This window comes from Paenibacillus sp. 2TAB23 (genome assembly GCF_052115165.1).
In the GTDB taxonomy this organism is placed as follows: Bacteria; Bacillota; Bacilli; order Paenibacillales; family Paenibacillaceae; genus Pristimantibacillus.
On the sequence record NZ_JBFRGD010000014.1, the window covers coordinates 96491 to 121955 of the forward strand.

8 protein-coding genes and 2 pseudogenes are annotated in these 25465 nt (G+C 45.4%); all 10 read left to right on the forward strand.

Annotated elements, in window-relative coordinates; all coding sequences use genetic code 11:
- Positions 1 to 32: 32 nt before the first annotated feature.
- The 10 genes and pseudogenes from AB4Z29_RS19975 (at position 33) to AB4Z29_RS20020 (ending at position 25463) form a co-directional block, all read left to right on the forward strand.
- The gene (locus AB4Z29_RS19975; RefSeq protein ID WP_441944753.1) at positions 33 to 950 is read left to right on the forward strand and encodes an ABC transporter permease; all 918 of its coding nucleotides are present in this window, start codon (positions 33 to 35) and stop codon (positions 948 to 950) included.
- A gap of 27 nt (positions 951 to 977) precedes the next feature.
- A complete protein-coding gene (locus tag AB4Z29_RS19980) occupies positions 978 to 1862 on the forward strand; it encodes a carbohydrate ABC transporter permease (protein ID WP_441944754.1) in 885 nt (294 codons plus the stop codon).
- Between the two features lie 8 nt (positions 1863 to 1870).
- Positions 1871 to 4993, forward strand: a complete 3123-nt coding sequence (locus tag AB4Z29_RS19985; RefSeq protein WP_441944755.1) for a glycosyl hydrolase — start codon at positions 1871 to 1873, stop codon at positions 4991 to 4993.
- Positions 4994 to 4998: 5 nt separating this feature from the next.
- Positions 4999 to 7638, forward strand: a complete 2640-nt coding sequence (locus AB4Z29_RS19990) for a family 78 glycoside hydrolase catalytic domain (RefSeq protein WP_441944829.1) — start codon at positions 4999 to 5001, stop codon at positions 7636 to 7638.
- A 405-nt stretch (positions 7639 to 8043) separates the two neighbouring features.
- A complete protein-coding gene (locus tag AB4Z29_RS19995) occupies positions 8044 to 9639 on the forward strand; it encodes a response regulator (RefSeq protein WP_441944756.1) in 1596 nt (531 codons plus the stop codon).
- Between the two features lie 142 nt (positions 9640 to 9781).
- Positions 9782 to 12280, forward strand: a complete 2499-nt coding sequence (locus AB4Z29_RS20000) for a discoidin domain-containing protein (RefSeq protein ID WP_441944757.1) — start codon at positions 9782 to 9784, stop codon at positions 12278 to 12280.
- A gap of 471 nt (positions 12281 to 12751) precedes the next feature.
- The gene (locus tag AB4Z29_RS20005; protein ID WP_441944758.1) at positions 12752 to 21631 is read left to right on the forward strand and encodes an Ig-like domain-containing protein; all 8880 of its coding nucleotides are present in this window, start codon (positions 12752 to 12754) and stop codon (positions 21629 to 21631) included.
- Positions 21632 to 22450: 819 nt separating this feature from the next.
- Positions 22451 to 24508, forward strand: a complete 2058-nt coding sequence (locus tag AB4Z29_RS20010) for a glycosyl hydrolase 115 family protein (protein WP_441944759.1) — start codon at positions 22451 to 22453, stop codon at positions 24506 to 24508.
- A 118-nt stretch (positions 24509 to 24626) separates the two neighbouring features.
- Positions 24627 to 24835 (forward strand): annotated as a pseudogene (locus tag AB4Z29_RS20015) (sigma factor-like helix-turn-helix DNA-binding protein); the annotation flags it as partial.
- Positions 24836 to 25109: 274 nt separating this feature from the next.
- A pseudogene (locus AB4Z29_RS20020) lies at positions 25110 to 25463 on the forward strand (beta-galactosidase).
- Positions 25464 to 25465 lie beyond the last annotated feature (2 nt).

Sequence of the window (25465 nt, forward strand, 5' to 3'; positions counted from 1 at the left end):
TTCTTCTATATAAACATAGGGATGGAGTGTGCATGTCGATGGAGTTGAAAGGAACCCGCAAACGTCGGTTGTCTACAGGCGCTTATCATTTGATGCTGCTGCCGGCGGTCATCTTGGTTCTCATATATAGCTACGGTCCGATCGTTGGCATCGTAATCTCTTTTCAGGATTTTATCCCATCTAATGGCTGGTTTGGGTCGGAGTGGATTGGACTTGATAATTTCAAGTATGTATTTGGTATGCCTAATACGATGCAGGTTATAGGGAACACTTTATTAATCTCTTTATTGAAAATGATAGTGGGTATCGTATTTCCGCTTGGCTTGGCGATTTTGCTTAATGAAGTCAAAAGTGTGCTATTCAAGCGTACCGTTCAAACCGTCGTTTATATGCCTTACTTTCTTTCATGGATTATCTTATCCGGTATTCTGATTGATATTTTGTCACCATCGGGAGGCATTGTAAACAATTTTCTTACGTTTCTGGGATTTGAACCGATTTATTTTCTTGGCGAGGGCCCGTGGTTTCGTTTTATATTAGTGGCTTCACACATTTGGAAAGAACTTGGCTTTGATACGATCGTGTATTTGGCCGCCATTCTAAGCATCGATAAATCATTGTACGAAGCGGCCTCATTAGACGGTGCGGGACATATGAAACAAATGTGGCATATTACGTTGCCCGGCATGAGACCGATTATCGTGTTGCTGAGCGTGTTGAGTCTTGGAAATATTTTGAATGCGGGATTTGATCAGGTATTCAATTTATATAGTCCTCAAGTCTATTCTAGTGCTGATATTCTGGACACTTACGTTTACCGGATTGGAATGGAACAGATGCAGTATGGCGTAGCAACGGCTGTTGGACTTTTCAAGTCGTTTGTTTCTTTTGTCTTTATCTGCACCTCCTACCTGCTAGCCTACAGGCTCGCGAATTATCGGATTTTTTAATCATTGTCACATAAGGAGGTATTCAGAATGATTGAAAGACGTACGATTTCTCGTAAATTGTTTATATACGCCAACTATATTTTCCTTGCCCTATTTTCATTAACCTGTTTGTTTCCGATTGCACATATGGCCGCGATGTCGCTCAGCAGCAATGCCGCCGTAACCGCTGGTTGGGTTACGGTGTGGCCGATCGGATTTAACCTGGATTCTTACAAGTACATTTTCAGCAACAATGTATTCATGAACACGGTAGGCGTATCGTTTCAAAGGCTTTTTCTCGGCGTTTCAATAAGCTTGACACTTACGGTTCTAGCTGCTTACCCGCTTTCCAAATCCCAATTGAAGTTCAGATCAAGAACGGCATACTCGTGGTTTTTTGTTGTGACGATGATCTTTAACGGCGGCTTAATACCGACCTTTATGGTGGTCAAAGAAACGGGGCTTATGGACTCCATTTGGGCGCTTGTCCTACCCTCGGCGGTTAATGTATTCAATGTTGTACTGATGCTGAATTTCTTCCGTACGCAGCCGCATGAGCTTGATGAATCGGCGCAGATGGACGGAGCCGGAGCTTGGAGAACGTTATGGAGTATTTATTTACCAATCTCTATGCCGTCATTGGCGACTATAGCTTTGTTTACAATCATCTTTCATTGGAATTCTTGGTTTGACGGCATGATATATATGAACTCGCCTAGCAATTATCCTCTACAAACCTATTTGCGAACCGTTATTGTTTCTAGAGATTTAACGAATATGAACGCAAACGATTTATCGCTTATCGCCAATATTTCGAATCGAACCGTCATGGCTGCTCAGCTGTTTGTCTCCATGCTGCCGGTATTGTGTATCTATCCATTTCTGCAAAAGTATTTTGTTAAAGGAATTGTACTCGGAAGCGTAAAAGGGTGAGGTGCGTAATGAATCGAGAGAAATTAAAGCAATCATTTGAGCAACCTGATAATCAATATAGAGGAGTTCCTTTCTGGGCTTGGAATGATGAGTTAAAGCAAGAGGAATTGAATCGTCAGATTGATGGTTTCAAAGAACAAGGCATGGGCGGATTTATGATGCACGTGCGCGAAGGGTTAGAGACCCCTTACATGAGCGAACTATTTATGGACCGAATCAAGGATAGCGTCGCCAAAGCAAAGGAATCGGAAATGACAGCCTGGTTATATGATGAGGACCGATATTCCTCCGGCATGGCCGGAGGAATGGTTGCGAAATTAGGCGGGGATGCTGTTCGCGCAAAGGCGCTGACTCTGACGATAAGCCGAAGTTTTGACCCTGAAGATCTATCGATCCTAGTTGCTTACCGTGCCAACATCAATGGAGATGATCTCACTCATATTAGTCGAGTAACCGTTAAACAAGCCAGGGAAGAACTTATGCAAAGCGATGAAGTGTATCTCTTATTCCGTGTAAGGGTTGCTAAAAAAAATGATTGGTCTCACGGTGACACTTATACGGATCTAATGAATCCAGAAACGGTTAGATTATTTATCGAAACGAATTATGAACCATATAGAAAAGCAGTAGGAGAAGAATTTGGAAAAACAATTCCAGGGATATTTACGGATGAACCTACGGTTAAAGGTTTTTCCGAGCGTTTGGAAGAACCAGATCTAACTTGGATTGCATGGAGCGAGGTATTAGCCGAGGAGTTCGAAAGGAGAAGGGGTTATTCGATATGGGAGCTCCTCCCGTTCCTGTTTTTCCGGGGAGCGGGTTCTTCGCAGATTCGTTACGATTATTGGTTAACCGTTACGGAAACATTTAGCGAGTCGTTTACTAAACAAATTGGAGATTGGTGCAGGGAGCACGGTCTTCAATTTACCGGACATTTTCATTCCGAAGGGAGTATCGTCGGTCAGGCAGTGCACAGCGGATCGGTTATGTCCCATTATCGGTATCTAGATATACCCGGGATCGATACATTATGTGAAAAAACGGACGAGCATCTGACTCTGAAGCAAGTATCTAGCGTTGCGAACCAGCTGGGCAAGAAGCAGGTCATTACCGAAACTTATGGCGTAACCGGCTGGGACTTAACTTTCGAGAACCGCAGGTGGATAGGAGATTGGCAATTTGCCTTAGGTGTTAATTTGTTGACGCACCATTTATCTTGGTACTCGCTCAGAGGCTGTCGTAAACGCGATTATCCTCCTTCTTTTAACTATCACACGAATTGGTGGAATCATAATAAAAGCATGGAAGATTATTACGCCAGACTTAGCGCCGTACTAAGTGAAGGGAAGCTAACTCGAAACGTACTTGTTATTCATCCAGCTACATCTGTATGGTCAAGGTTAGGGCAAAGCGTGAATGCGGCCTCGTGGAAAAATAGTGCTGGAAATGAATCTATACTTGCCGAATATGATCGTTCGTTTAATGCATTCGTAAACCGATTGGTCGAATTGCACATTGATTTCGATTTAGGCGATGAGCTAATCATGAAGGACTTCGCCGCAGCTGTGGGAGGAACTATGCATGTCGGTGAGGCGCAATATCATTTAGTTGTGTTGCCGTCTCTTCACAATCTCATGTCTTCCACACTTGAATTGCTGCTTGCCTATATGAGCAGCGGAGGGAAGGTTGTTTCGTTCGGGGAAATCCCTTATTTACTAGATGGAACAACATTCAATTGTCATCGGCTGGACGCATTTTTGAATCATAAAAATCTTATTCGTTTGCAGAATGCAGCTGAACTTGAGTCGTATGTGATGAATACGGTGTCCCGAGGAGTTGCCATTACGGATATGTCGGGCAAGGAATCCGAACACTTCCTGCACATGCATCGACAAGTCAATGATGGATCGGTTGTTTTCATTGTGAATAATGACCGTCATCATACTCATCAAGTAGAAATTGAAATCTCGGGCGGACAATGCTTGGAAGAATGGGATGCTTGGACGGGAAAGGTTACTAGACGGTTCACTGATTCAGCAGGCGATTCAGTCAAATTCCGCGAGACATTTGGCCCTGCCGAGTCCAGGTTATACGTCTTGGCGAGCGACTCCGTCGTTCATACCAATAATGAAACAGATGCGGTCGAAGGTCTTGTTGAGAAATTAACCACGGGTGAGCAATTCGTTGCGGAGCTCGCACCTGTTGCATTCCAACGAACCGCACCTAACGCCTTTATTCTGGATCAATGTCAATTCCGTATGGACGACGGAGAGTGGTCGGAGGTGATGGAGGTATGGAGAGCTCAGCGGATCATCCGTGAACGCCTCGGCATGCGTCAAGTCTTCCATAATGGCAATCTGCAAAGGTATATGTGGATTCATGAGGAGCATCCTTGCGATCAATCGGCGGTTGAACTCCGGTTTACTTTCGAGGTAACGGATATCCCTGCGACAGATACCTACCTGGTATTCGAAGATGCCGATCGTTTCGTATTCGAACTAAACGATAGGCGTATTGAAGCCTTGCCAGACGGCTACTATATGGATATTTGCATGAAAAAGATTAAATTGTTGGATTTGCGAGAGGGCATTAATACCCTTGATGTTCATATTGCTTATTGCCATGATATGGAGCTCGAAAATGGTTATATCATCGGTGATTTCGCGGTGGATCACAATCGTAGAATCACTCGCGAGCCTAGCATGCTCTCGTACGGCGACTGGCGCGAGCAAGGATATCCTTATTATTGCGGCAGTATGAACTATTGTTTTGAAATCGATAACGATGCTGTAATTGGAAATGGATACAAGCTGGAGCTCGGAAAGTATGAAGCTGTTCTGCTCGACGTCAAGGTGAACGGAGAAGCGTGTAAGACGATTCCTTGGAGATGCGAATCATCGGTGGATTTGGAACCTTTCTTGATGGATGGGAAGCTGAGTCAAGTTGTTATCGAAGTAATTGGAAGTCCTCGGAATTTGTTTGGTCCGCTTCACGATCTGGATGACACGCCAAATTGGTTGGATTGGTGGTCCTTCCATCCCACCGAAGATGGGTATACGCCCGAATACAAGGGAGTTCCCTACGGACTAATTGAACCGATAAAGCTTTTTAAAAAGGTGGAGAAGCGTTGAAACCGGTGCGATTAAGGATCAATAATTATTACTCCCCCTTTGGTATAGATACAGGTGTTCCTTTATTCGGATGGCAACTGGATAGCGAGGAGCGGGATCAATGCCAATCCCATTACCGAATCATCTTCGCTGAACGGGAAGTTTCTCTCGAACGTTGCGAAGATTTACTTTGGGACAGCGGGAAAGTGTATTCTTCCGAGCAATTCGGCATCGGCTACCAAGGGCAGCCTTTGAAAAGTGTAACGACTTATTACTGGAGGGTCGCCGTCTGGAATCAGAACGGAGAGATGAGCTGGAGCGATCCGAAGTCCTTGTTTACAGGATATTTATATGAAGAAGCTTGGAAGGCAAAATGGATTGGAGATGGAGGGGCCAAGCCCTTCTATGCCCGCATGAGATTTGCGGCCGAAGGAAAGGTTAAGCGTGCTTATGCGCTTGTGTCTGGCCTTGGTCATTTTAAAATCTATATGAACGGGGAGAAAGTCGGACCGGGTGAGATGGATCCGGGCTGGACGAACTACAATAAATCCGTACAATACGTATGTTTTGATGTAACGAACCAGATGCGTGATGGCAACAATGTAATAGGTTTATCGGTTGGCAACGGCTTTTATATGGGAGATGCCGGAGACCGGCATTTCTATACCCTCGATAAAGGTTATGAGTCTTATGGATCCGAGTTGCTTGCAATAGGCGAATGGCATATCGAATATGAGGACGGTTCCGTGCAACATGTACGAACGGAGTGCGAGAATTGGAGAGTCAGAGAAAGCGCGACTACACTCGCTAATGTTTATGGTTCCGAGAACTTCGACGCAAGGCTTTATCCGACAGGATGGTATGATCTTTCCTATGACGATTCATCGTGGGAAATTCCCAAGATACTCACGCCACCTAAAGGAAAGCTAGTAAGTCAAAACCAGCCCCCGATTACCGTGAAGACCACCTACGATACGATCAAGATTGAGGAGCCAAAGGATCAAGTTTATGTTTTTGATCTAGGTCAAAATATGTCGGGCATGTTCGAGATTTATGTCAGCGGTCCTGCGGGGAGCAAGGTCACAATCAAGCCTGGCGAGCTTCGGAATGAAGACGCTACAGTAGCTGCACCGTGGGATATTGTCACATATTCGGAATATACTCTTGCCGGAAGCGGAGAAGTGGAAGTATGGAAACCCGACTTTTCCTGTTATGGCGCGAGATGGGTGCAAATCGAGGGATGTACGCGTGATGAGTCGAATACATCAAAACCATTCATTCATGATGTAAAAGGGCATTTTGTGACGTCGGCTTCAATGGATGCGGGGCATTTCGAAACCGATGATCCTCGTATTAACAAGCTGGCTCAGATTATTATTAAGGCGATCGAGAGCAATCTGCAAAGCGTGCATTCGGATTGTCCTACTATCGAGAAACTGGGCTGGATTGAAACGGCAAGTCTGATGGGGCCTTCCATTATGTTTGTCAAAGATGTTGAAGCCCTGTGGCTAAAAATAACACGAGACATGATCGAAGCTCAGTCGGAAGAGGGCTTAATTCCCGATATTGCGCCGGAATACTCCAAATTTAGTGAAGGATTTCGTGATTCTATCGCATGGGGCAGCGCTATTATTCTCGTACCCGAATTATTGTTGAAATGGTATGGCAATCGAACGGCAATGGTAGAAGCGTATCCTGCCATGAAGGCATACATGCGATATCTGAAGAGCAAAGAAGTAGAAGGCGGACTCATTAACCACGGGCTTGGTGATTGGGGAATCGTGCCTCAAAGCGGCGGGGATTATATCGAAAATGTCGAGACGGCGTTTTATTATGAGTGCTACAAACGATTGTCGCAGTTTGCGACTATGCTCGGTCTGGATCACGATGCCGCGCATTATGCGTCAGAAGCGGAACGGGTAAAAGTGGTGTATAACGCCAAGCTTTTGCGCTGGATACCGGATGAAGGCCGTTATGCTTACTGCAGACGGAATGGAGAGTTTGATCCGCTCAACCAAGTGATTCAGGCAATCCCGTTATCTTTTGAACTGGTGGACGAAAACTATCGTTCCGATGTAGAAGCGTCGCTACTGAATGCCGCAGCAGGGAGGCAATTTAAATCGGGAGAGATCGGACTTCGTTATTTATTCCATGCTCTCGCAGGTATGAAGCGCAATGATATCATCTTCGATATGATGATGCAGCCTGAGCACCCAAGTTATATCCGCTTCGTGGAGAAAGGCGAGACGGCCTTGCCGGAGTTTTGGACGGACAATGCAAGATCCCGTAATCATGATATGATGGGTCATATTTTGGAATGGTTATACAGAGAGCTTCTAGGCATCTCTTCTATTACAGATGCTTACAAAGAAATAAACATTTCTCCTCTGCATCTGGATTCCGTCCAAGATATCAAAGGCAGTTATCTATCGGCAAGAGGGCTGATTGACGTTCATTTTTCTTACGACGAAGCTGGATCCAGACTCAGCGTAAGCATCCCTCCAAATACAACGGCACTAGTCAAGATTCCGCTTCTCTCATTCGGGGATGATCTATTTGAGAGCGGACAGAAAGTCGATTACAAGCCGGTAAGCGAACAAGGAAAGCATTATGCCGTAACGTCTATCCATTCGGGGGCGTATAGGTTCCGTACAGGGGATCTGTAAGGCTGAATTTACTCATTCAAACGTATGAAAAGGCGTCAAGAACATTGCTAAAGGATCGTCCTTAGGGAGGGTCCTTTTTCCGGCTCGTGGGCAGAAACTGGTAGAGTCGGAATTGTATAAGAGCTATCGGAAGTTTGCAATAGTTAATATGGAAGCGCTTTCTATCTATCCATGCTAGCGATGTTTCAATCCACCTTGGACGGATATTGCCACGTGAAGTAAGTATCAAGAAATTAAATCGTCGGGAATTCGTATGTTGGAATATATAGACCGCATGCCTTGTTCTCGTGGCACCTGTAAAGTAATTCGCGAACATGTCTGGGAAGTTCGAGATTTATGTCAGCGGACCAGAGGGAGCAAGGCGATCAGTTCATTCCTATTTAGTTGTTCCGGAGGGGAACGGTCATGTTAAAAGTGCTGATCGTAGAGGACGAGATAATCGCAAGGAGCAATATAAAGCTGATTATGAATTGGGAGCATAACGGCTACCGTATTTGTGGAGAAGCGAAAGATGGAATTGAAGCGCTGGATCTCATTAGAGTAAACCTTCCGGATATTGTATTTACAGCTGTCCAAATGCCCCGTATGGGTGGAGTTGAATTGACAAGTGTGCTTTCGAGTCAATTTCCGAGTATTCAGGTCATAGTATTAAGTCAATATGACGATTATCAATACGTTTGTAACGCTTTAAAAAACGGGGCGATTGACTTTATACTCAAACAAAATCTCAGCGCGTCGACAATCCTAGAAACCTTAGATAGAGCCAGGGAGTTTGCAATAAAGAAAAGCACATCTTGGAAGCTTGATCAAAATAGTCTTCTCGTTTTGCGCAACAAATTTATGATTGATTTGCTTTCCGGACTTTACAGAGAGGAAGAGTTCGAGAAACGAATTACGTTCCTCGATATTCAACTCGATCTAAATAACATCAGAACGATTATGATGATGATTGACGAATATAAAAATATGGTGGAAACTCGAAGCTTCAAAGAAATATCAATGCTTCATTTTTCTGTCCTTAATATTGTTGAAGAAATATTAAAGAACAAGGAAAATGGAGCTGTTTGCCATGTTACCGCCGACCAGTTCGTCATTTTTTTTTCCTATCCATCGGTAAGAAGTTCATTGGTTATTGAGCAGAGTACTTATCAAGTACTCGACGAAGTAAAAAGTTCATTGAAAAAGTACCTAAACTTATCGGTCAGCTTTAGTATTGGCCCAATAAGACGCGGAATCGAAGGGCTGAAAATCAGTTATGTTATTGCACGCAAACTGCTCAGTCAAAAGTTTTACCATGGAAAAAGCTTAATCATCACACAGAGTTTATCACATTTTGACACTAAAACTTCTGAGGGCATTAGCCTCCGGGAGGAGAAAAGCCTGTTAAAGGTAATTAAATTAAAGGACAAGCATAGCGCCTTTTTTACACTGGATCAGATTTTTGAGTCGATTTTGAAAGAAAAATTGGATTTTCAGAGTTTGCATTTATTGTTTAATGATCTCATCAGTATCGTAAATAGGGCCTGTAAAGAAACGCGGCTGGAACTTACGAGAGTATATGGAGAGCAACCGCCATCCGAAGTGATCCGTAACTTTGATACCCTTGACGACGCCAAACGGTGGTTCCATCAAGTATTCGTCAAGTTATTCGAAGCACAGTCGGAAGCGGACCTCGTATACGCATCCGTTCATGTAAACAGAGCAATAGCTTACATTCAGAACAACTATGCGCAAGAGCTATCTCTGGTTACCATAGCGCAAGAGATTCGTATTAGCAGCGTGCATTTGAGCAAAGAATTCAAAGAAAAAGTAGGAATAGGGGTTAATGAGTATTTGAGCGAATACAGAATGAAGAGAGCAGCTATCTTGCTGGAAGAAGGAGAAATGGATCTTAGGAGAATCGCAGAAAACTGCGGGTTTCGGAACTATCCTTATTTCTTTAAGGTTTTTAAAAAACGATACAACTTAACCCCAAAGCAATATATGAATAGCGGAGATTGATGAGTCGAGTCGTTCAAAATCTTTGTATCAGTATAATGGAAGCTGAAAAAGTGAAATGACAAGCGCTTCGTGGATGATTAAGATAAACATCAGAAGCGCTTCTTTAATTGTAGAATAATAATTTCTGGAAAGTGGGTTAATTATGCTTAGTAGGAAAATGAAAAGAAATGGGATCGTTTTATTGGCGTTGATTATCGCATTGTTGAGCTTCAATTTTGACTTATCCGAGGTAAAAGCGGCTAATTCCTCGGTGTCCTTGACTTCAAATTATGTAACGAATGCTGGTAATTACGATAAAACAAAAATATTAAATGTGGCACGCGGAGGACATTTAATCAATAAAAATCTGCATTGGCTGCCTTCCTATTATGATTACATGGCAGCCGATGGGATTGATATGATGAGGATTGATTGGGTGTTATCCGATCAGTTCTACCGTGTAGTATCGCGAAATGGGTCAGGACAGCTGGTGTACGATTTTACGAAGTTGGATGCGGTCGTATTGCCGCTTGTTCAAAAGGGAATCAAACCTTTAATGGTCATGTGTTACCTGCCAAGCGTAATTGGAGGGACGGGAGTTGCGGGTCTAGGCTATCCTACGAATTTGAATGAGTATCGGTCCATCATTCAAGCAGTCGTTCAGCATTATGTCAATCTTGGATATACAGGATGGTACTGGGAATCTCACAATGAGCCAGATAACAGCGTTGGTGGACCGTTATCGGCCAGCCAAATTAATACGATGTATCAATACTTCGCAACTGGAGTTCGTGCCACTGATCCGGCAGCAAAAATTGGAGGAGCAGGATTCGCGAATAATGAAAGCTCAAATTCTCGAATCAATGCATTTTTAGATTTTATTGATGCTAATCCAACAATCCCGTTTGATTATCTTTCCGTCCACGATTATGGGCAAGCGAATTTTAATGATTCATTGAATGCCTTATTCACAAGGCGTGGGATGCCTCAGAAGGATATCATCTATTCCGAATGGAATTATGATTGGACCTCAGGTTCTCCAGGTACTCAAAAGGATACGAATGTTAATGCTGCCTATTTGGCAAAGAGAATGTATAGTGCGCTTTTACGACCGGAACTTAAGAAAGTCATGTATTTTACGCCGGCGGATGCACTTTCCGCAACAGGTTTATATTATGGCGATTCCGGTATTTATACCATCGACGGACATCGGAAAGCGGGAGCAAATACATTTAACATGTATAGTAAATTGTTACCCACGATACTAACCAGTACTTTATCGGGTATTGGTACAAGCACGAACGACACTTACGGAATCGTGACTAAAGATCCGGTTACCAAAAAAGTTTCCATGCTCTTGTGGAACTATACCGCAACTCCAGCAGACATGACAATTAATCTGTCAAATTTGCCTTACTTAACTGATAATACCAATGTTAAAGTGAACAAGACTTTGATAGATAGCTCAAATGGGAATTATTACTATAATTACGCCTCGGGCTATAGAGGGACACAAGTCGGACCCAATGAATTGCCGGGACTCAAGGAAAGTTCGATTATAGAGAAGACCTCAACGTTTTCCAGAGTAGAGACTTTGCCTGCTTATAGCGTTATGCAAATCATTTTAACGCCAACGACAAGCTCTCCAACAGCAGGTCCGGTAGATACTATTCAAGCATTGCCTGCATGCAATTTCGCAGCCGGTCAGCCTGTGACAACGAGTTCTTCACTTGAGTCGCCTACAGCCGGGTGGAGAAAAGCAAGTTTAACGGACGGGATCAATTATTCGTTCGAAATGGCCGATATCGGCAATCCCAATATGGGCTGGACTAGTAATCCGGGCTATGCGGATGCAAACCATACGGAATGGGCTTACGTCGATCTAGGAGCTTCCAAGACCATAAATAATGTCACGCTATACGCAAGAAACGACTCATCTAACGACGGCAAAGGATTTCCCGTTGATTTTAAGATACAAGGTTCCGCTGACGCAGTTGCATGGACGGATTTAGTAACACAAACGAATTATAATTCCGGCCAAACGGTGAATTGGAAGCAATTGTTCTCATTTGCAAGCGGGAACTATCGTTTTGTACGGGTGTATGCAACGAAACTCGGCAACTCAGCCGGAGACTATAGAATGCAATTGGCGGAATTCCAAGTATTCAACACGAGCAGCAGCTCCTGCTCGTCTACTGCTCCTGTTAACTTAGCGTTAAACAAAACCGTTACTTCAACAAGCAGTGTAGAGAATTATGGATGGTTCAGAACAAAAATCAATGATGGAGTGCGCGGGAGTTCATCCAGTACCGCACGCGGTTGGTCCAGTAGTCTAGGCGTAACGACGAATCATACGGAATCCGTCACGATCGATTTGGGGTCAGCCAATATGGTTAGTAAAGTCGATCTGTATCCTCGAAACGATAGCGGACAATTGGGGAGCTTTTTCCCAATAAACTTTACAATCCAAGTATCGACGAACGGCACAACCTGGTCAACGGTTGCAACCCAGACCAATTACCCAAAACCAACTTCTGGTGGAGTTCAAAGCTTTAACATATCCCCGGTAAACGCGCGTTATGTAAAAGTAGAGGGGACAAATCTTAGACCCGAAACCGGAACGGAATATATGATGCAAGTTGCCGAATTGGAAATCTACTAACTAACAAAGGCGATTATTCCTTCGGGGATAATCGCTTTTGTTCGAATTGAAGACTAAAGCGACAAGCCTTGGAGAAAAAGCCGTTGTTTATGTTGGTGAAGTCAATGGGTAGCAACTCTTTGGTAAACGAAGCTTCTGCCTGGTTTTCCGGTTGTATTTCTGACATTGCTTTTGGTCAGTTTTCATTGGAAAAGAACAGACGGCACGAATCGTAATAACAGAACGGAAAAGTGAAAGAAATGTCGATATTTTGAAATTGTAAGCGCATTCTTGAAAGCGTTATCCTTAATGAGTACAAACAACAAACTTAGAGGGGGAGTGATAGTTTTTGAGTAGAAAGATTAGACGATTGGGAACAGGGAATCACTGCAAACACAATCGAAAACGAATCAACTCGCACGAAATATTCCGCAAAGAAGTTACATTCCGAATTGAGTTAATTTTATTTATAAGATAGGAGGAGGAAAAAAAGTGAATTCTAATAGATTATCAAAAAAATTAGTCTTACGTTTTCTCGTATTTGGCCTGGCATTGTTGAGTATCTTTTACCAAATGCCCTTGATCCCCGCGCAGGCGGCATCACAATCCGGGTCTCCGATGGGAATGAATGGCGGTACAAACCTTGACTTCTCCAGTCTTGCCGGATGGACCACAACTGGTAATGTGACTCATTTGGCAAGCGGTGGTCAAGGAGGAAGCGGAGCCGCTTCTTTAGCCGCGGATTCATCCATTTCGCAAACCATCACAGGCATGCCTCAAGGCTCGTATACCGTTTCTATATGGGCCAAAGGCACGGGGACTACCAACGGTAACACCGCTACAAGGATGGTAGTCAGCAATACCGGCGGACCTGAAACCGTTTCGAAGATGTCAAGTTATACGAACAGCAACACATTTACTGATATAGGACTCAGGACTGTTCTCGTTTATAATGGCCAAATGACCATAACGGTTTCAACCCCGTCAGGCCATACTCTAGTCGTGGATAAAATTGAAATTACCCTTGATTCAAATGATGAGAATACGATTCAAAACTGGGATTTTGAGAGTAGCTTATCGAACTGGACTACAAGCGGTGATGTGTCAGTATCCAATGATGCGGATGCAGGAGCAGGTGCTGTAAAGCTCGGTGGAGGCGCTGAAATCAGCCAGACAGTCGAAGTACAACCCAACAGCAGTTACATATTAACCATGAGAGCAAAGGTCGATGTGGCCGACGCATTCAGGCAGGATCTGGTTAAAGTTCATTTGGGTGAAGGTCTTAATGTAGTGCGACTTGCCACAGGAAATCGCGTTAATCTGGGTGTGAAAAATGGCATCACGGTTCTTAGACAAGCCCCTTCCTCAACAGAAGGCTATTCCCTGATTTCCGTTTCTTTTAAAACAGGTCCGAGCGATACCCGTGTGACGATTTACGCTAACACGATATACGATCAGGCGTATAAAGATTCCATCACGCTGTATACAACCGACACGCATGAATCTGGTGGTTTTTTAGCTGACGATTGGACCGGCAACGGGGCGAACAATTCGCATGTGGACAACTTTAACCTTTTCCGTGTCAACAACCATTATATAAGGGGCGCAGAAGCATCGTTTTTGCCTTTAATTGAGGATAATAATGGAAAATACTTCGCTAACGGTGTTCAGCAGGATATGCTCCGCATTATGTCGAATCACGGGGTAAACTCTATTGCCAATATGGTATTTGTAGAAGCCGGAGCTCTCGTGTATGAGGAATCGGGCGGCAAATATGTGCAGAGATGGGTTGGCTCGAATGACGAAGAGGGCAATCCGTATCCGTTAACAATGGTACCCGGTGCCTTTGACAAGATAAGAACGGCTAACATTGGCGAGCGCGCCACGGCATTGGGTATGAGTTTTATGCCCGGCCTCCATTACAACGATACCTGGATGTCCCAGGCACAGGCGAATACTCCTGTTTCATGGATCGAAACCAGCTATGATGACGTCATGACGACAGCTCCTCTTGAATTGCTGAAATCGGCAGTTTACAATTACGTCTACGACTTCATGAAGGAATTAAAGGACAGGAATGTCGATGTAATCGGCGTCAAACACGGAAACGAGCAGAACAGCGGCATACTCCGGCCTATAGGCAGTGGCGCCAGTTCCAATGGACATGTACAACTTGTAAACGCCTCCATTGAAGCGGCGCAGGCGGCATATCCAGGCTTGCCGGCATCTGTCCACTCAAACAATGGATATGGTGTAAGCAACTACACTTCATGGTTCACAAGTATAATTAACAATGGTGTGAATGTAACAGCACAAGCGGGTACTTCATATGGCGGTCACCCCACAAGTGACACGATGTCGATCAACCGAGCCATGAACGGCAACAACTCTTTACGATACAATGACCAAATCGTCGCCGAGACCGCTCACGCATTTACAAGCTATGCGCTTAACGGCAGCGCTTCCACTATGGGGATTACCAATCATTACGACAGAAACTCCCCGAACGGTCATAATGGGCAATACAACTGGCTTTTAGATTTTATACAGAGCGCATCGGATGTTCCTAATCCCTACGGGCAGATGCGTGGGTTCTATTGCTGGCCGGCAGAGTGGATTCCCACTGTAGGCGCGAACTGGTTCGAATACGGTCCGCCAGCCGAAACAGCCCGCACCCTTTTCAACAATGGCGACACGAGCATCCGGGAAATGGGAAGCGTCAAACCAGGTAAAGCGGGCGACATGATGGACAGTATGTACGCCTTCATGGCTCGCGGATGGCCCAAAGATAAGGCGGATACGATGCAGACTCCTTTGCAGGGATATGGTACGTATACCGTAGCACAAACGGATCCGACCGGAATTACACTGACAAAGAGCAGCACAACGATAAGGGTCGGTCAGTCTGAGAAACTGCTCCCGACGATTACGCCTACGAATCAGGTTCTAACGGATAGTGAAATTCTCTGGACTTCTAGTGCCTCAGGTGTTGCCACAGTGAACAGCAAAGGTTTCGTCACGGGTGTATCGCCTGGAAGCGCCACTATCACGGCAAAAGTAGGGAACGTTTCTACTGCCATCAGCGTCACAGTCAATGCCAACACGTTGGCGGACACGAATGTAGCAGGTGATTTGACACTCAATTATTCAAATAATAACGGTTCTGCTTCTGTGGTAGCAGACGGCACGACCATAAGCGTCAATGTATTTGATAAAATTAGACTTACTCCATCGCTGGCGGCATCCGTAACCGATAAGGTCGTATGGTATAAATCCAGCGACCCTGAAGTCGCTTCGTTCTTCGGTGAGACATGGCAGACTCCTCCAGGGGAGATGTTCCATCTGACCTCAGCGACTGGCACCAACAACGGAGGCACTCCATTTGTGCAGCTGAATGCCAAAAAGGGCGGTAAGACGACGATTACGGCGCGCAACTCCGACGGTGAAGAGTTGCTTAGCTTTGAGGTAGTATCCAATCATATTGCTGTTACAAAGGTAAACGTAAGCCCCAAGGATAATGAACTAGGTGTCGGACGGACGGTGCAGCTGTCGGCAGCCATCGAACCTGCGAACGCCTCGTTATATAAGATCCATTGGAGTTCCTCTGACGAAGCGGTAGCAACCGTAAGCGACAAAGGCGTTGTAAAGGGCGTGGGACTCGGGACAGCTATCATTCGAGCGACATCTGATGACATCGGAACTGATTTGTATGATGAGAGCACAGTCGAAGTTGTGCCCCAAAAGGTTGAGTATATAGATCTCGACAAGACAACAATGACTATGCAGATAAACTCCAGCAGGACCTTGAATACAATCATTCAGCCTGTTAACGCTTATAATAAATCAGTGAAATGGGAATCAGACAATACTGCTGTAGCAACGGTGGACGAAAATACGGGATTGGTGTCAGCTGTAGGGTTAGGAACGGCCAATATTACGGCAACGACCCAAGACGGCAGCGAGCTTACCGCTTCATCTCTCGTTAAGGTCCAAGCGCATGCCATACCCCTCACGGGTATAGGCGTTGGGGAGGAGCTCAGAAGCGGGTACCACTTCAAATCAAACTATTTCTCAACATATTCTGACAGCAGCTATAATCCCAAGGTGGATGAAAATAAACCCACATATCTTTTGAGGGTGACCTCTGCACCTGATGATGCCACCAATACCGACGTAATATGGACATCAAGCAATCCGGGTGTTGTCTCAGTGGCTTTGGATGGTATGCTTACAGCGCATAAGCCTGGCTTCGCAATGATAACCGCGACCTCAGTGGAAGGCGGCCACACCGTCAAGGTGCCGATATACGTGCCGACGATCAGTGAAAATTTCAATAATAGAGCCGTTGATAACGCATGGGGAGATAATGGACCAGCCATTACAAATGCAAGTAGTGTTATAACCGGCGCTACCGGGGCTATGGGTGGATCAATAAAAGAGAGTGTATCAAACACCGATGACCATTATTTGAGCTACTCTGTAAATGCCGGCGGCGACAGAGGTTCGTTAAAGACATTTTCTCCCGCTGTCAAAAATGACAAGGTTGTAGTTGATTTTGATTTCAATGCAGCTAATCCTACAGGTAGTACAAACGGAGCGTATTTTGCGCTTCTGGACAACAATAAAAATATTTTATTCGGCATGGAAGCAAGGAACGGGGTGCTTAATTACAGTGCGGGTGGAAAACCATTACGGTATAATGGGCTTACTACCTCTTCAGACCCCTTAACTCTCGCAAATGCCAAACCTGTCGGAACTAATTTCAATTCATTCAATGTTTGGAATAATCTTCATATTGAACTGAACATGAAGACGAATACAGTTGACTTTACCATTACAAGAAAAGATGATCCGTCGATCACGACGTCCCATACTGGAATATCATTAGGAACTGATCATACCGGCACGCTTAACAATCTACTTCTTTACGCAACTCGCAGTAGTGGCAACGTCGTTTGGAATGCGTCGATCGATAACTTTAACGTATATGCGGCGGCGCCAGTGCCCGATCAGGTGCTTTTGAATACTAAAACGGTAAATCTTGTGCCTATCGAGGGTACAATATCCTCTGATTACCAGCTTGAGGCGAGTGTCGCACCAGCCGAGGTTAGCCAAGGTATCACATGGAGTTCAAGTAACCCAAGTCTAGTAACTGTGACGGACGGACTTGTTAAACCGACAATCATGGTAGACACCGTAGGCGATATCGTGTCTGGTGAAGCTGTCATATCGGCAAGGTCAACGGAAGACTCGACCATTTTCGCTACCGCTATAGTCAACATAGTCAATCCCACAGATATATCCTATGAATGGTTTAAGTTGACGGACACTCAGGGTAAACCTTACGAAGACGGCACTTTTGACGTGGAAACCGGAAACGAATTATTATTAACGCCTAGAGTTGGTGTCGCGGGTACCGACAGGCCGATAGCCTCGGCAAATTGGACGACCTCGACTCCTGATTTAGTCAGCATAACACCCGAGTCGAACGGGGGAGCCAATATCCGTTTCCTAAAGATGGGTGAAGCCAAGATTAGAGTAACGGCTAATTTCTATTATGAGACGGATCAGGTGTTTGATGTAACATTCAATATTACTGGCTCCAAACTACTCGACACCTCCGCGCTCATAACCGCTATACAAAATGCGGAAGCGGCCAAAACATATAAAGACAAGTATTACAAGCAGGACACACTATTGGCGTACAAGACTGCGGTGGAACAAGCCCAGGAACATTTAGTCGAAGCAATAACCGAGGAATGGGATCATCTATACCAAAGCATCATCGACACGGATGTACAGAAACTAAACGCAGCCGTTAATGCTTTGCAGTTGCTTGATGTCATTGAAGTTGAAGCGATCAAGATTAACTCCATTGCCCTTTCGTTTGCGGTTGGCATGACTAGAAACGCCAGCGCGGTCGTAACACCCGCATTTGCCACTAACGACAGGGTAATCTGGTCGTCCGGAAACGAAACCGTTGCTACGGTTGATGAGTATACCGGTGTAATTAAAGCCGTAGGACCAGGCTCAGCAACGATCTATGCCAAAGATATTACGGGAATGATTACCGACAGCATAACCGTTACTGTGAATGCTCTCAATAATGGAGATATTTCCTCTTACTTTGATTCTTATGCAGGAAGCGTATCGGCTGGTGGGACTCATGGTGTTAATACACCTAATAACCCATTGCTTAACGCAAAGAATGGAACAACTAATCTAGTTTGGACAACAGGCAATAGCAACGAGTCATGGTGGATGGTGGATCTTGGTGAGGAAGCTATTATCGAGCAGATCGATATAGCCTTCTGGGGGCAGCCGAGCAGATTCGTCCTACAGGTAGCGTCAGATAGCTCAGGTCCATGGACTACTTTACATGACACCCTAGGTGAATTAGCAGCAGATGGAGGTCCAACAAATCCGACGTCGTATACCGCGCCTGCCAATACGAAAGGGCAGTATATAAGGGTAAACAACTTAAAGGCAACTGGATCTCAATGGACCGCAATGACCTATTTCAGAGCTATTGGAACTTTTGAGATTGAGGGAACGGGCGAAACGATAGATAGGTCGGCGCTTGCTGCTTTAATTATTGAAGCTTCGAATCTGAGACAACATGACTATACCACGGCTACGTGGCAGACCATGCAGTCTGCGCTGGAAAGTGCAAAAGCAGTATTGACAAACGCGGAAGCTACACAAACCGAAATTAACGCCGCTGTCACTGTGTTAGAAAACGCAATTGATGCTTTGACTGTAAGAATTTTCAATACCGTAACTGTAAATGGCGGCTCCGGTGACGGCAGCTATGAGGCAGGTGTTACCGTGACTATCGCAGCGGATGCCCCCCCTCAAGGCAAAGAGTTTAAGGTATGGACGGTAGAAGGTGGCGGCGTTATCTTGGCGGATGCGCAGGCTGCAAGCACCACATTCACCATGCCAGAAACCGCCGTGGAAGTAACAGCGTCGTATGAGGACGCACCAGTAGTCCCTACTATCACAACACTCTATCTAATCGGCGGCACGGTTGGTACGGACTACAGTCAGATACTTGCGGCAACAGGCAATACGCCGATTACATGGAGCATTGACAACGGCAACCTGCCGGACGGCCTAAGCTTGTCGGGCAACACGATTTCCGGCACGCCGACAGCGCTTGGAACCTTTAACTTCACAGTGAAGGCGACAAACACAGCGGGCAACGTTACACAGGCATTAAGCATTGTCATTAGCTCTACAGCAACTCTAGAGAGCGCGACCATCGGCCCTGTAACGAGAGTCTTTGATCTGGATAATCCAACTGATATCGTTACGTTGATTACCTGGAACGATGCAACTACTGTCACCGGGGTAGTCAATGGTACAGATGATCTGGAATCGCCTAATGACTTTACTGTAGTCGGAAATATACTGACTATTACAGAAGATTTTTTATCAGGATTGAATCTGTCAGACGGTGATGCCGTGGTGCTTAGCATCTCCTTCGATGTAGGATTTGCAACACTAACGATTGAAGCAGAACAAAACCCCATCCCTGGAACGGATGCTTCCTTAAGTGGTCTGACGGTGGGCGGTAGTGCCGTGAGCGGTTTTATCGAAGGTACTTACATCTATAGCGTGGAACTGCCTTATGGTACCCAGAGCGGTAGTCAACCAGCTATAGTCGCCGCCATAGCTTCCGATTCAAAAGCTACCGTCAGCATTACGCAAGCCGCGACGCTGCCCGGCAGCGCCATTGTGGAGGTAACAGCCGAGGATGGTACGACAAAGCAAACCTATATTATAAACTTTACGCTGGGAGCAGCGCCGAACACAGCACCGATCCGCAAGGCAGCGGTACCTGCTGCAGCGACAGCAAGCGTGACGGTGAATAATGCCTATACCATTAATCTGGCAGCAATATTTGAAGATGCAAACGCAGATACATTGACCTATAAGGTATCGGTGAACGGAGCCGCAGACATAGGAGCCAGTGCGAATTACTCCTATACCCCGACCTCCACAGGAACAACTGCGCTGGTATTCAAGGCCAATGACGGGACGGTAAATTCCATCGACACTTATACAATGACGCTGACAGCAAACGCAGCCTCAAATGGCGGTGGCGGAGGTACGCCAACTACTCCATCAACCACTCCGCCTGTAGGAGGAACAACGAAAACAGAAACAACGATTACAGGAAATACGGCCACTGCCACGACAACCTTTACAATTACCGTTGACGACAGCGACAAAGCAACCGCAGCCGTTACACAGGAACAAATAAGCTATGCCATCAGACAGGCATTGGCGGAAGTCGAAAAGCATGAAAACGTTACAGCGATAGCTATAGAAATCAAAGTAGACGCCAAGGCGGATGCCACAACCGTAGAATTCATCATACCGAAAGGTGCTTTGAAGTTGGTTGCAGACGGCAAAACGGATTTTCTTAAAGTATCTACTCCTTTTGCCCATATCAACTTTGATGCAGATGCCCTCTCCTCCATATACAGTGAAGCGGCGGAAGACATAAAGATAACAGCATCAAAGGTAGAAGTCCCCACCCTTTCAGCCGAAGCACAACGGGCTGTGGGAGAGCGCCCGGTGTTCTATTTCAGCGTCACCAGCGGAGATATGACAATCTCTCAATTTGGAGGCAGAGTATCCGTTGCAGTACCTTATACGCCTAAAGACGGCGAGCATACAAATTCAATCGTTATCTACTACATCAACGCAGAAGGGAAATTAGAAATTGTAAACAATAGCATTTATGATCCAGAAACCGGCACGATGAGCTTCATAACAAACCACTTCTCACTCTATACAATAGGTTACAACAAAGTGGACTTCAATGATGTAGCGGCAAACGCGTGGTACAGCCAAGCAGTAGGCTTTATCGCAGCAAGAGGCATCACCGAGGGGACGGGAGGTGGAAATTACGGCCCTGATGCCAAGCTGACCCGTGCAGAATTCCTTGTGATGATGATGAGAGCTTATGGCATTGCTCCTGATGTAAACAGGGCAGATAACTTTGCGGACGCAGGCAACACCTGGTACACAGGCTACTTGTCAGCTGCCAAGGAGTTGGGTATATCTGACGGCGTAGGCAATAAGATGTTCGCACCGGGTAAGGAAATTACCCGTCAGGAAATGTTTACCTTGCTCTACAATGCGCTGAAGCTCATAGGGAGTCTGCCCGAGGGAAGCTCTGGCAAAACCTTATCCGATTTCGTCGATGCTAGTGATATCGCCGAATCCTGGGCAAAGGACGCAATGACGCTGCTGGTTGAAACAGGAACCATCAGTGGCAGTGGTAGTAGGCTGTCACCGACAAGCACCAGTACCAGAGCGGAGATGGCACAGGTAATTTATAACCTGGTGTCAAAGTAACTTGATGGATTATAAGCGATAAAGTATCAGCGTTATGACATCAACAGATTAATAACCCAAAGGTAACCTGCTTAAAAGCAGGAGCGCAATGATATAGGGTCTAAAATGCTTTTGAACGATGATAGTCTGGCTTGCGAAATTCATGAAAGCCTGCCCTTTTTCAAGAAGGGCAGGCTTTTGTGTGCTTGGTAGTACTACGACAAATTACATTTACTCGTCGAACGTATGTTACGACTTTAGATAGCTGCGGCGGAAGGCGCAGGGTGTAAGCCGTTCCAGCTTTTTGAAGATTGCTCCATAATCCATCGGTAGAGCGTGTTCTCATGCAGCCCCATTTCGAATCCGCATGCACGGTTTGACGGGAGTCCGAGGGAGTAATCCCTCTTCTTGCCCTACTGTTAATTATTTAGACTATAGGTATTTGAAGGATGTCGGAAATATGAAAGTAAAGTAGGAGTTGTCTCATTGTTACTCTACTGATGTGATGATTATGATGTAAGTGAGTACATGCAGTTTGAACGATTGGGTTTAAAACGGCCAGTTAACCTTGAAATTGATGTAGTTATCAGGCTGTTGAGAAAGTCATATTTATCCGAGCATTTAGTCAATCGGTAGATCAAGCTGTCTCTCAGATCGTTTCTAATCAACTTTTTCATTCCGAGATGAGAAAAATTAGCATAAAAATTGGTCTGTTCAAAAGTCAATGAGACGTTCTCAATAGCCTGACTTTTGCATTTATTGCTCAGTAAGCCGGAAAATCGTTGAGATCTAGATGCAGTGTTACAACTATTAGGTACATGAAAGGGGAATTCGATAACAATGATCATTGATCGACACACGACTTATCGCTTGCCTAAGAAGTTAACCTCTCCAGTACGCCATGCTTGGGAAATGGTGGGAAGGGATCTTAAATATGTGTTTGGAGAGGTGCCAAAGCTTCAAGTGGACGATGACGCTCCAGTTGAAGTGGAGGTCCGTTATGCTCTCCTGGAGGATCTATGCCCCGAGCATCCAGAGGCATTTTCTTTTCAGTTTATCGAAGCAGATGGGGTCATGTCGCTCCACATTATGGCCCGCGATGACCTCGGGCTAGTATTTGGTTTGTTGGAATATAGTCGCAGATATCTTGGAGTGGATCCGTTCTGGTTCTGGATGGATAAATACCCGGTGCGCCGGGGCGAAATACACTTATCCGAAGAGAATTACGATTCTCCAGAGTCGTTTGTTCGTTTCCGAGGATGGTTCGTCAACGATGAAGTGTGCTTGATTGGATGGAAGGAGGAGTATCCCCCAGCCAAAGAAGTGTGGTATCCCGTCTTCGAAGCCTTACTGCGGTGCGGCGGCAATATGTTGATCCCCGGTACAGATCTGCCTAAACATGGCATTCATGCTGATCTTGCGTCAGAGATGGGGTTATGGGTAACGCACCATCATGCAGAGCCGCTTGGCGCTGAGATGTTCCTGCGTGCATATCCCGGCAAGAAGGCTAGCTATCAAGATAACCCGGAGCTGTTCGAAGCTTTATGGGAGGAAGCAATTGAAACACAGAAGGACCGGAAGATTGTTTGGGTTCTTTCCTTCCGAGGGCAAGGAGACCAGCCTTTTTGGATACAAGACCCTTCATTCGATACACCAGAGAAGCGCGGAGAGATGATCAGCAGAGTCGTCCGTAGGCAGTATGACATGGTTAAGCAGAAGGTTGAAGAACCGTATTGCTGTGTAGCTTTATACGGCGAGATTGCAGAATTATACAAGGCAGGTCATATCGACATCCCTGAAGATATTATGCGAATATGGGCCGATAATGGCTACGGTAAGATGGTTTCCCGTCGTCATAACAACCATAATCTGAGAGTTCCTTCGCTCCCTTCGAAAGAAGACGGAGGGAAGCACGGTGTTTATTATCATGTAACGTTCCACGATCTTCAGGCATCAAATCATTTGACCCTTTTTCCCTCTCCAGCTTCATTTATCCAGCAGGAACTGGAGGATGCTTTTCATTCGGGAGCATTCTCATACCTGCTGGTGAACAGCGGTAATATTAGACCGCACGTATATACCTTGGACTTTATCCGCGAGCTGTGGAGCAAGGGTCATGCGGATTCAAAGGAGCACCTTCTTCAATTTGTATACCGTATGTACTCCGCTTGCGAAGACGAGATTGCCGCGTTACATCTTGATTACGCTGAGCAGACCATTTCGTACGGCCCAAATGAAGATGATCGTGCGGGTGAGGAACTCTATCATCATCCGGCCCGAGAGATCGTCGGTCATTGGCTTCAAGGGAGAGACGGACAACCGTTGCAGAGGCTGAACTGGGCAACAGGGCCGGTCGGTTTTGCGGAGCAGGTTGATTGGTTTAGCCGCAAATGCGCGGACGCGGTACTTAGCTGGCAGTTACTCAAAAAGCGCATCGAGCAGCTTATAACTAAGCTTCCGAACGAGGAGCAGCAAAGAATGAATGATCATCTGCTGCTACACGTCAAGCTGCATCTATCCGGCTGCGAGGGTTTTGCAGCTTTAGGTGATTCTTATAAAGCATACATGAATAAGGAATTTCCCACTGCATTCGTACATGCATCGCGAGCAATGTGGTGCTATCAACAGGGATTAGAAGCTATGCAAGAAGCTGAACACGGACATTGGCACAATTTCTACAAAGCGGACTGGCTCACGAATATACAGAGCACTGTGAACAATATGGATACTTTAAGAAGATGGCTCCGTATCCACGGAGACAGTCCCGATTTCTTTGCCTGGTATAAAAATTATCTCATGCCGGAAACGGAGAAATATATTTATTTAGAAAATACGCATCGCAATCCCTTGTCAGACGACGAGTTGGCTCGAAGATTGAAAGAGAAGTTTGAACTGTGAAGTAGAGGAATATATGTCGTACTTGACAAAGGAGCGATAGGAATGAATATGCAAGCTCTGCGAGAACGAGGTCTCACGAAAAAGATATACGGAATCGGTATCTACAGGATCATGATGTGAGAAATCTAAGACCTATAAAAACTTGGATATACTCGATGACAGCGAGAAGGAAGTCGTGAACGTCCGATTTGGGCTGGAGCATAGCGGGAATTAGCGGAGTCAGCGGGAGATTGCGAAGGAACTGGGGATCTCGCGGGGTTATGTGTCGCGAATTGAGAAGCGGCTTTGGTGAATCTATATCATGAGTTTTATAAGGTGAAGCTGTAGTAAAGTGAGTAGTTCACAACTAAAGAAGTGGCAATCTCAAGTTCGATCCACTTTACCGGGAAAGAGCGATTGGGATGAGGTATGCGACCAACTCTCCTGTTAACTTAATATTATTATAAAGTATTAATTATTTAAGATATTCACTCCAGTTAATATAGCATATAATCGCAATATATTGGTGAATATAGGAGATCACAGGATGATGTTTAAGATCGGAATTGATTACTATCCAGAGCAATGGACTCAAAAGCTATGGGAGAAGGATGCAGCGCTTATGCAAGAGAAGGGTATTGCTGTTGTACGAATGGCGGAGTTCGTCTGGAGCTGAATGGAGCCGACCGAGGGTGATTATCGGTTTAATTGATTGGATTCGTCTATAGAAGTATTCGCCGCACGCGGTATAGAGATCGTGTTATGCATACCTACCAATACGCCGTCGAACGAGATGACAACCCGTTATCCGGATGTACTGCCAATGGTTGAGCAACGTCAAATGATCCGGCCGGGTGTGCGTGGACATCGTTGCAACAACAGCTATTCCTTGAGAATGCTGGGCTCCAATTTTGTGGAAGCGGTGTCACAGCGCTATGCGAAGCATCCCCGCCATCATTGGCTGGCAAATCGATAACG

Bases quoted from the DNA above. Each gene is read 5' to 3' on its own strand.
- AB4Z29_RS19975 (WP_441944753.1), top strand. From the start codon at position 33: ATGTCGATGGAGTTGAAAGGAACCCGCAAACGTCGGTTGTCTACAGGC.
- AB4Z29_RS19980 (WP_441944754.1), top strand. From the start codon at position 978: ATGATTGAAAGACGTACGATTTCTCGTAAATTGTTTATATACGCCAAC.
- AB4Z29_RS19985 (WP_441944755.1), top strand. From the start codon at position 1,871: ATGAATCGAGAGAAATTAAAGCAATCATTTGAGCAACCTGATAATCAA.
- AB4Z29_RS19995 (WP_441944756.1), top strand. From the start codon at position 8,044: ATGTTAAAAGTGCTGATCGTAGAGGACGAGATAATCGCAAGGAGCAAT.
- AB4Z29_RS20000 (WP_441944757.1), top strand. From the start codon at position 9,782: ATGCTTAGTAGGAAAATGAAAAGAAATGGGATCGTTTTATTGGCGTTG.
- AB4Z29_RS20010 (WP_441944759.1), top strand. From the start codon at position 22,451: ATGATCATTGATCGACACACGACTTATCGCTTGCCTAAGAAGTTAACC.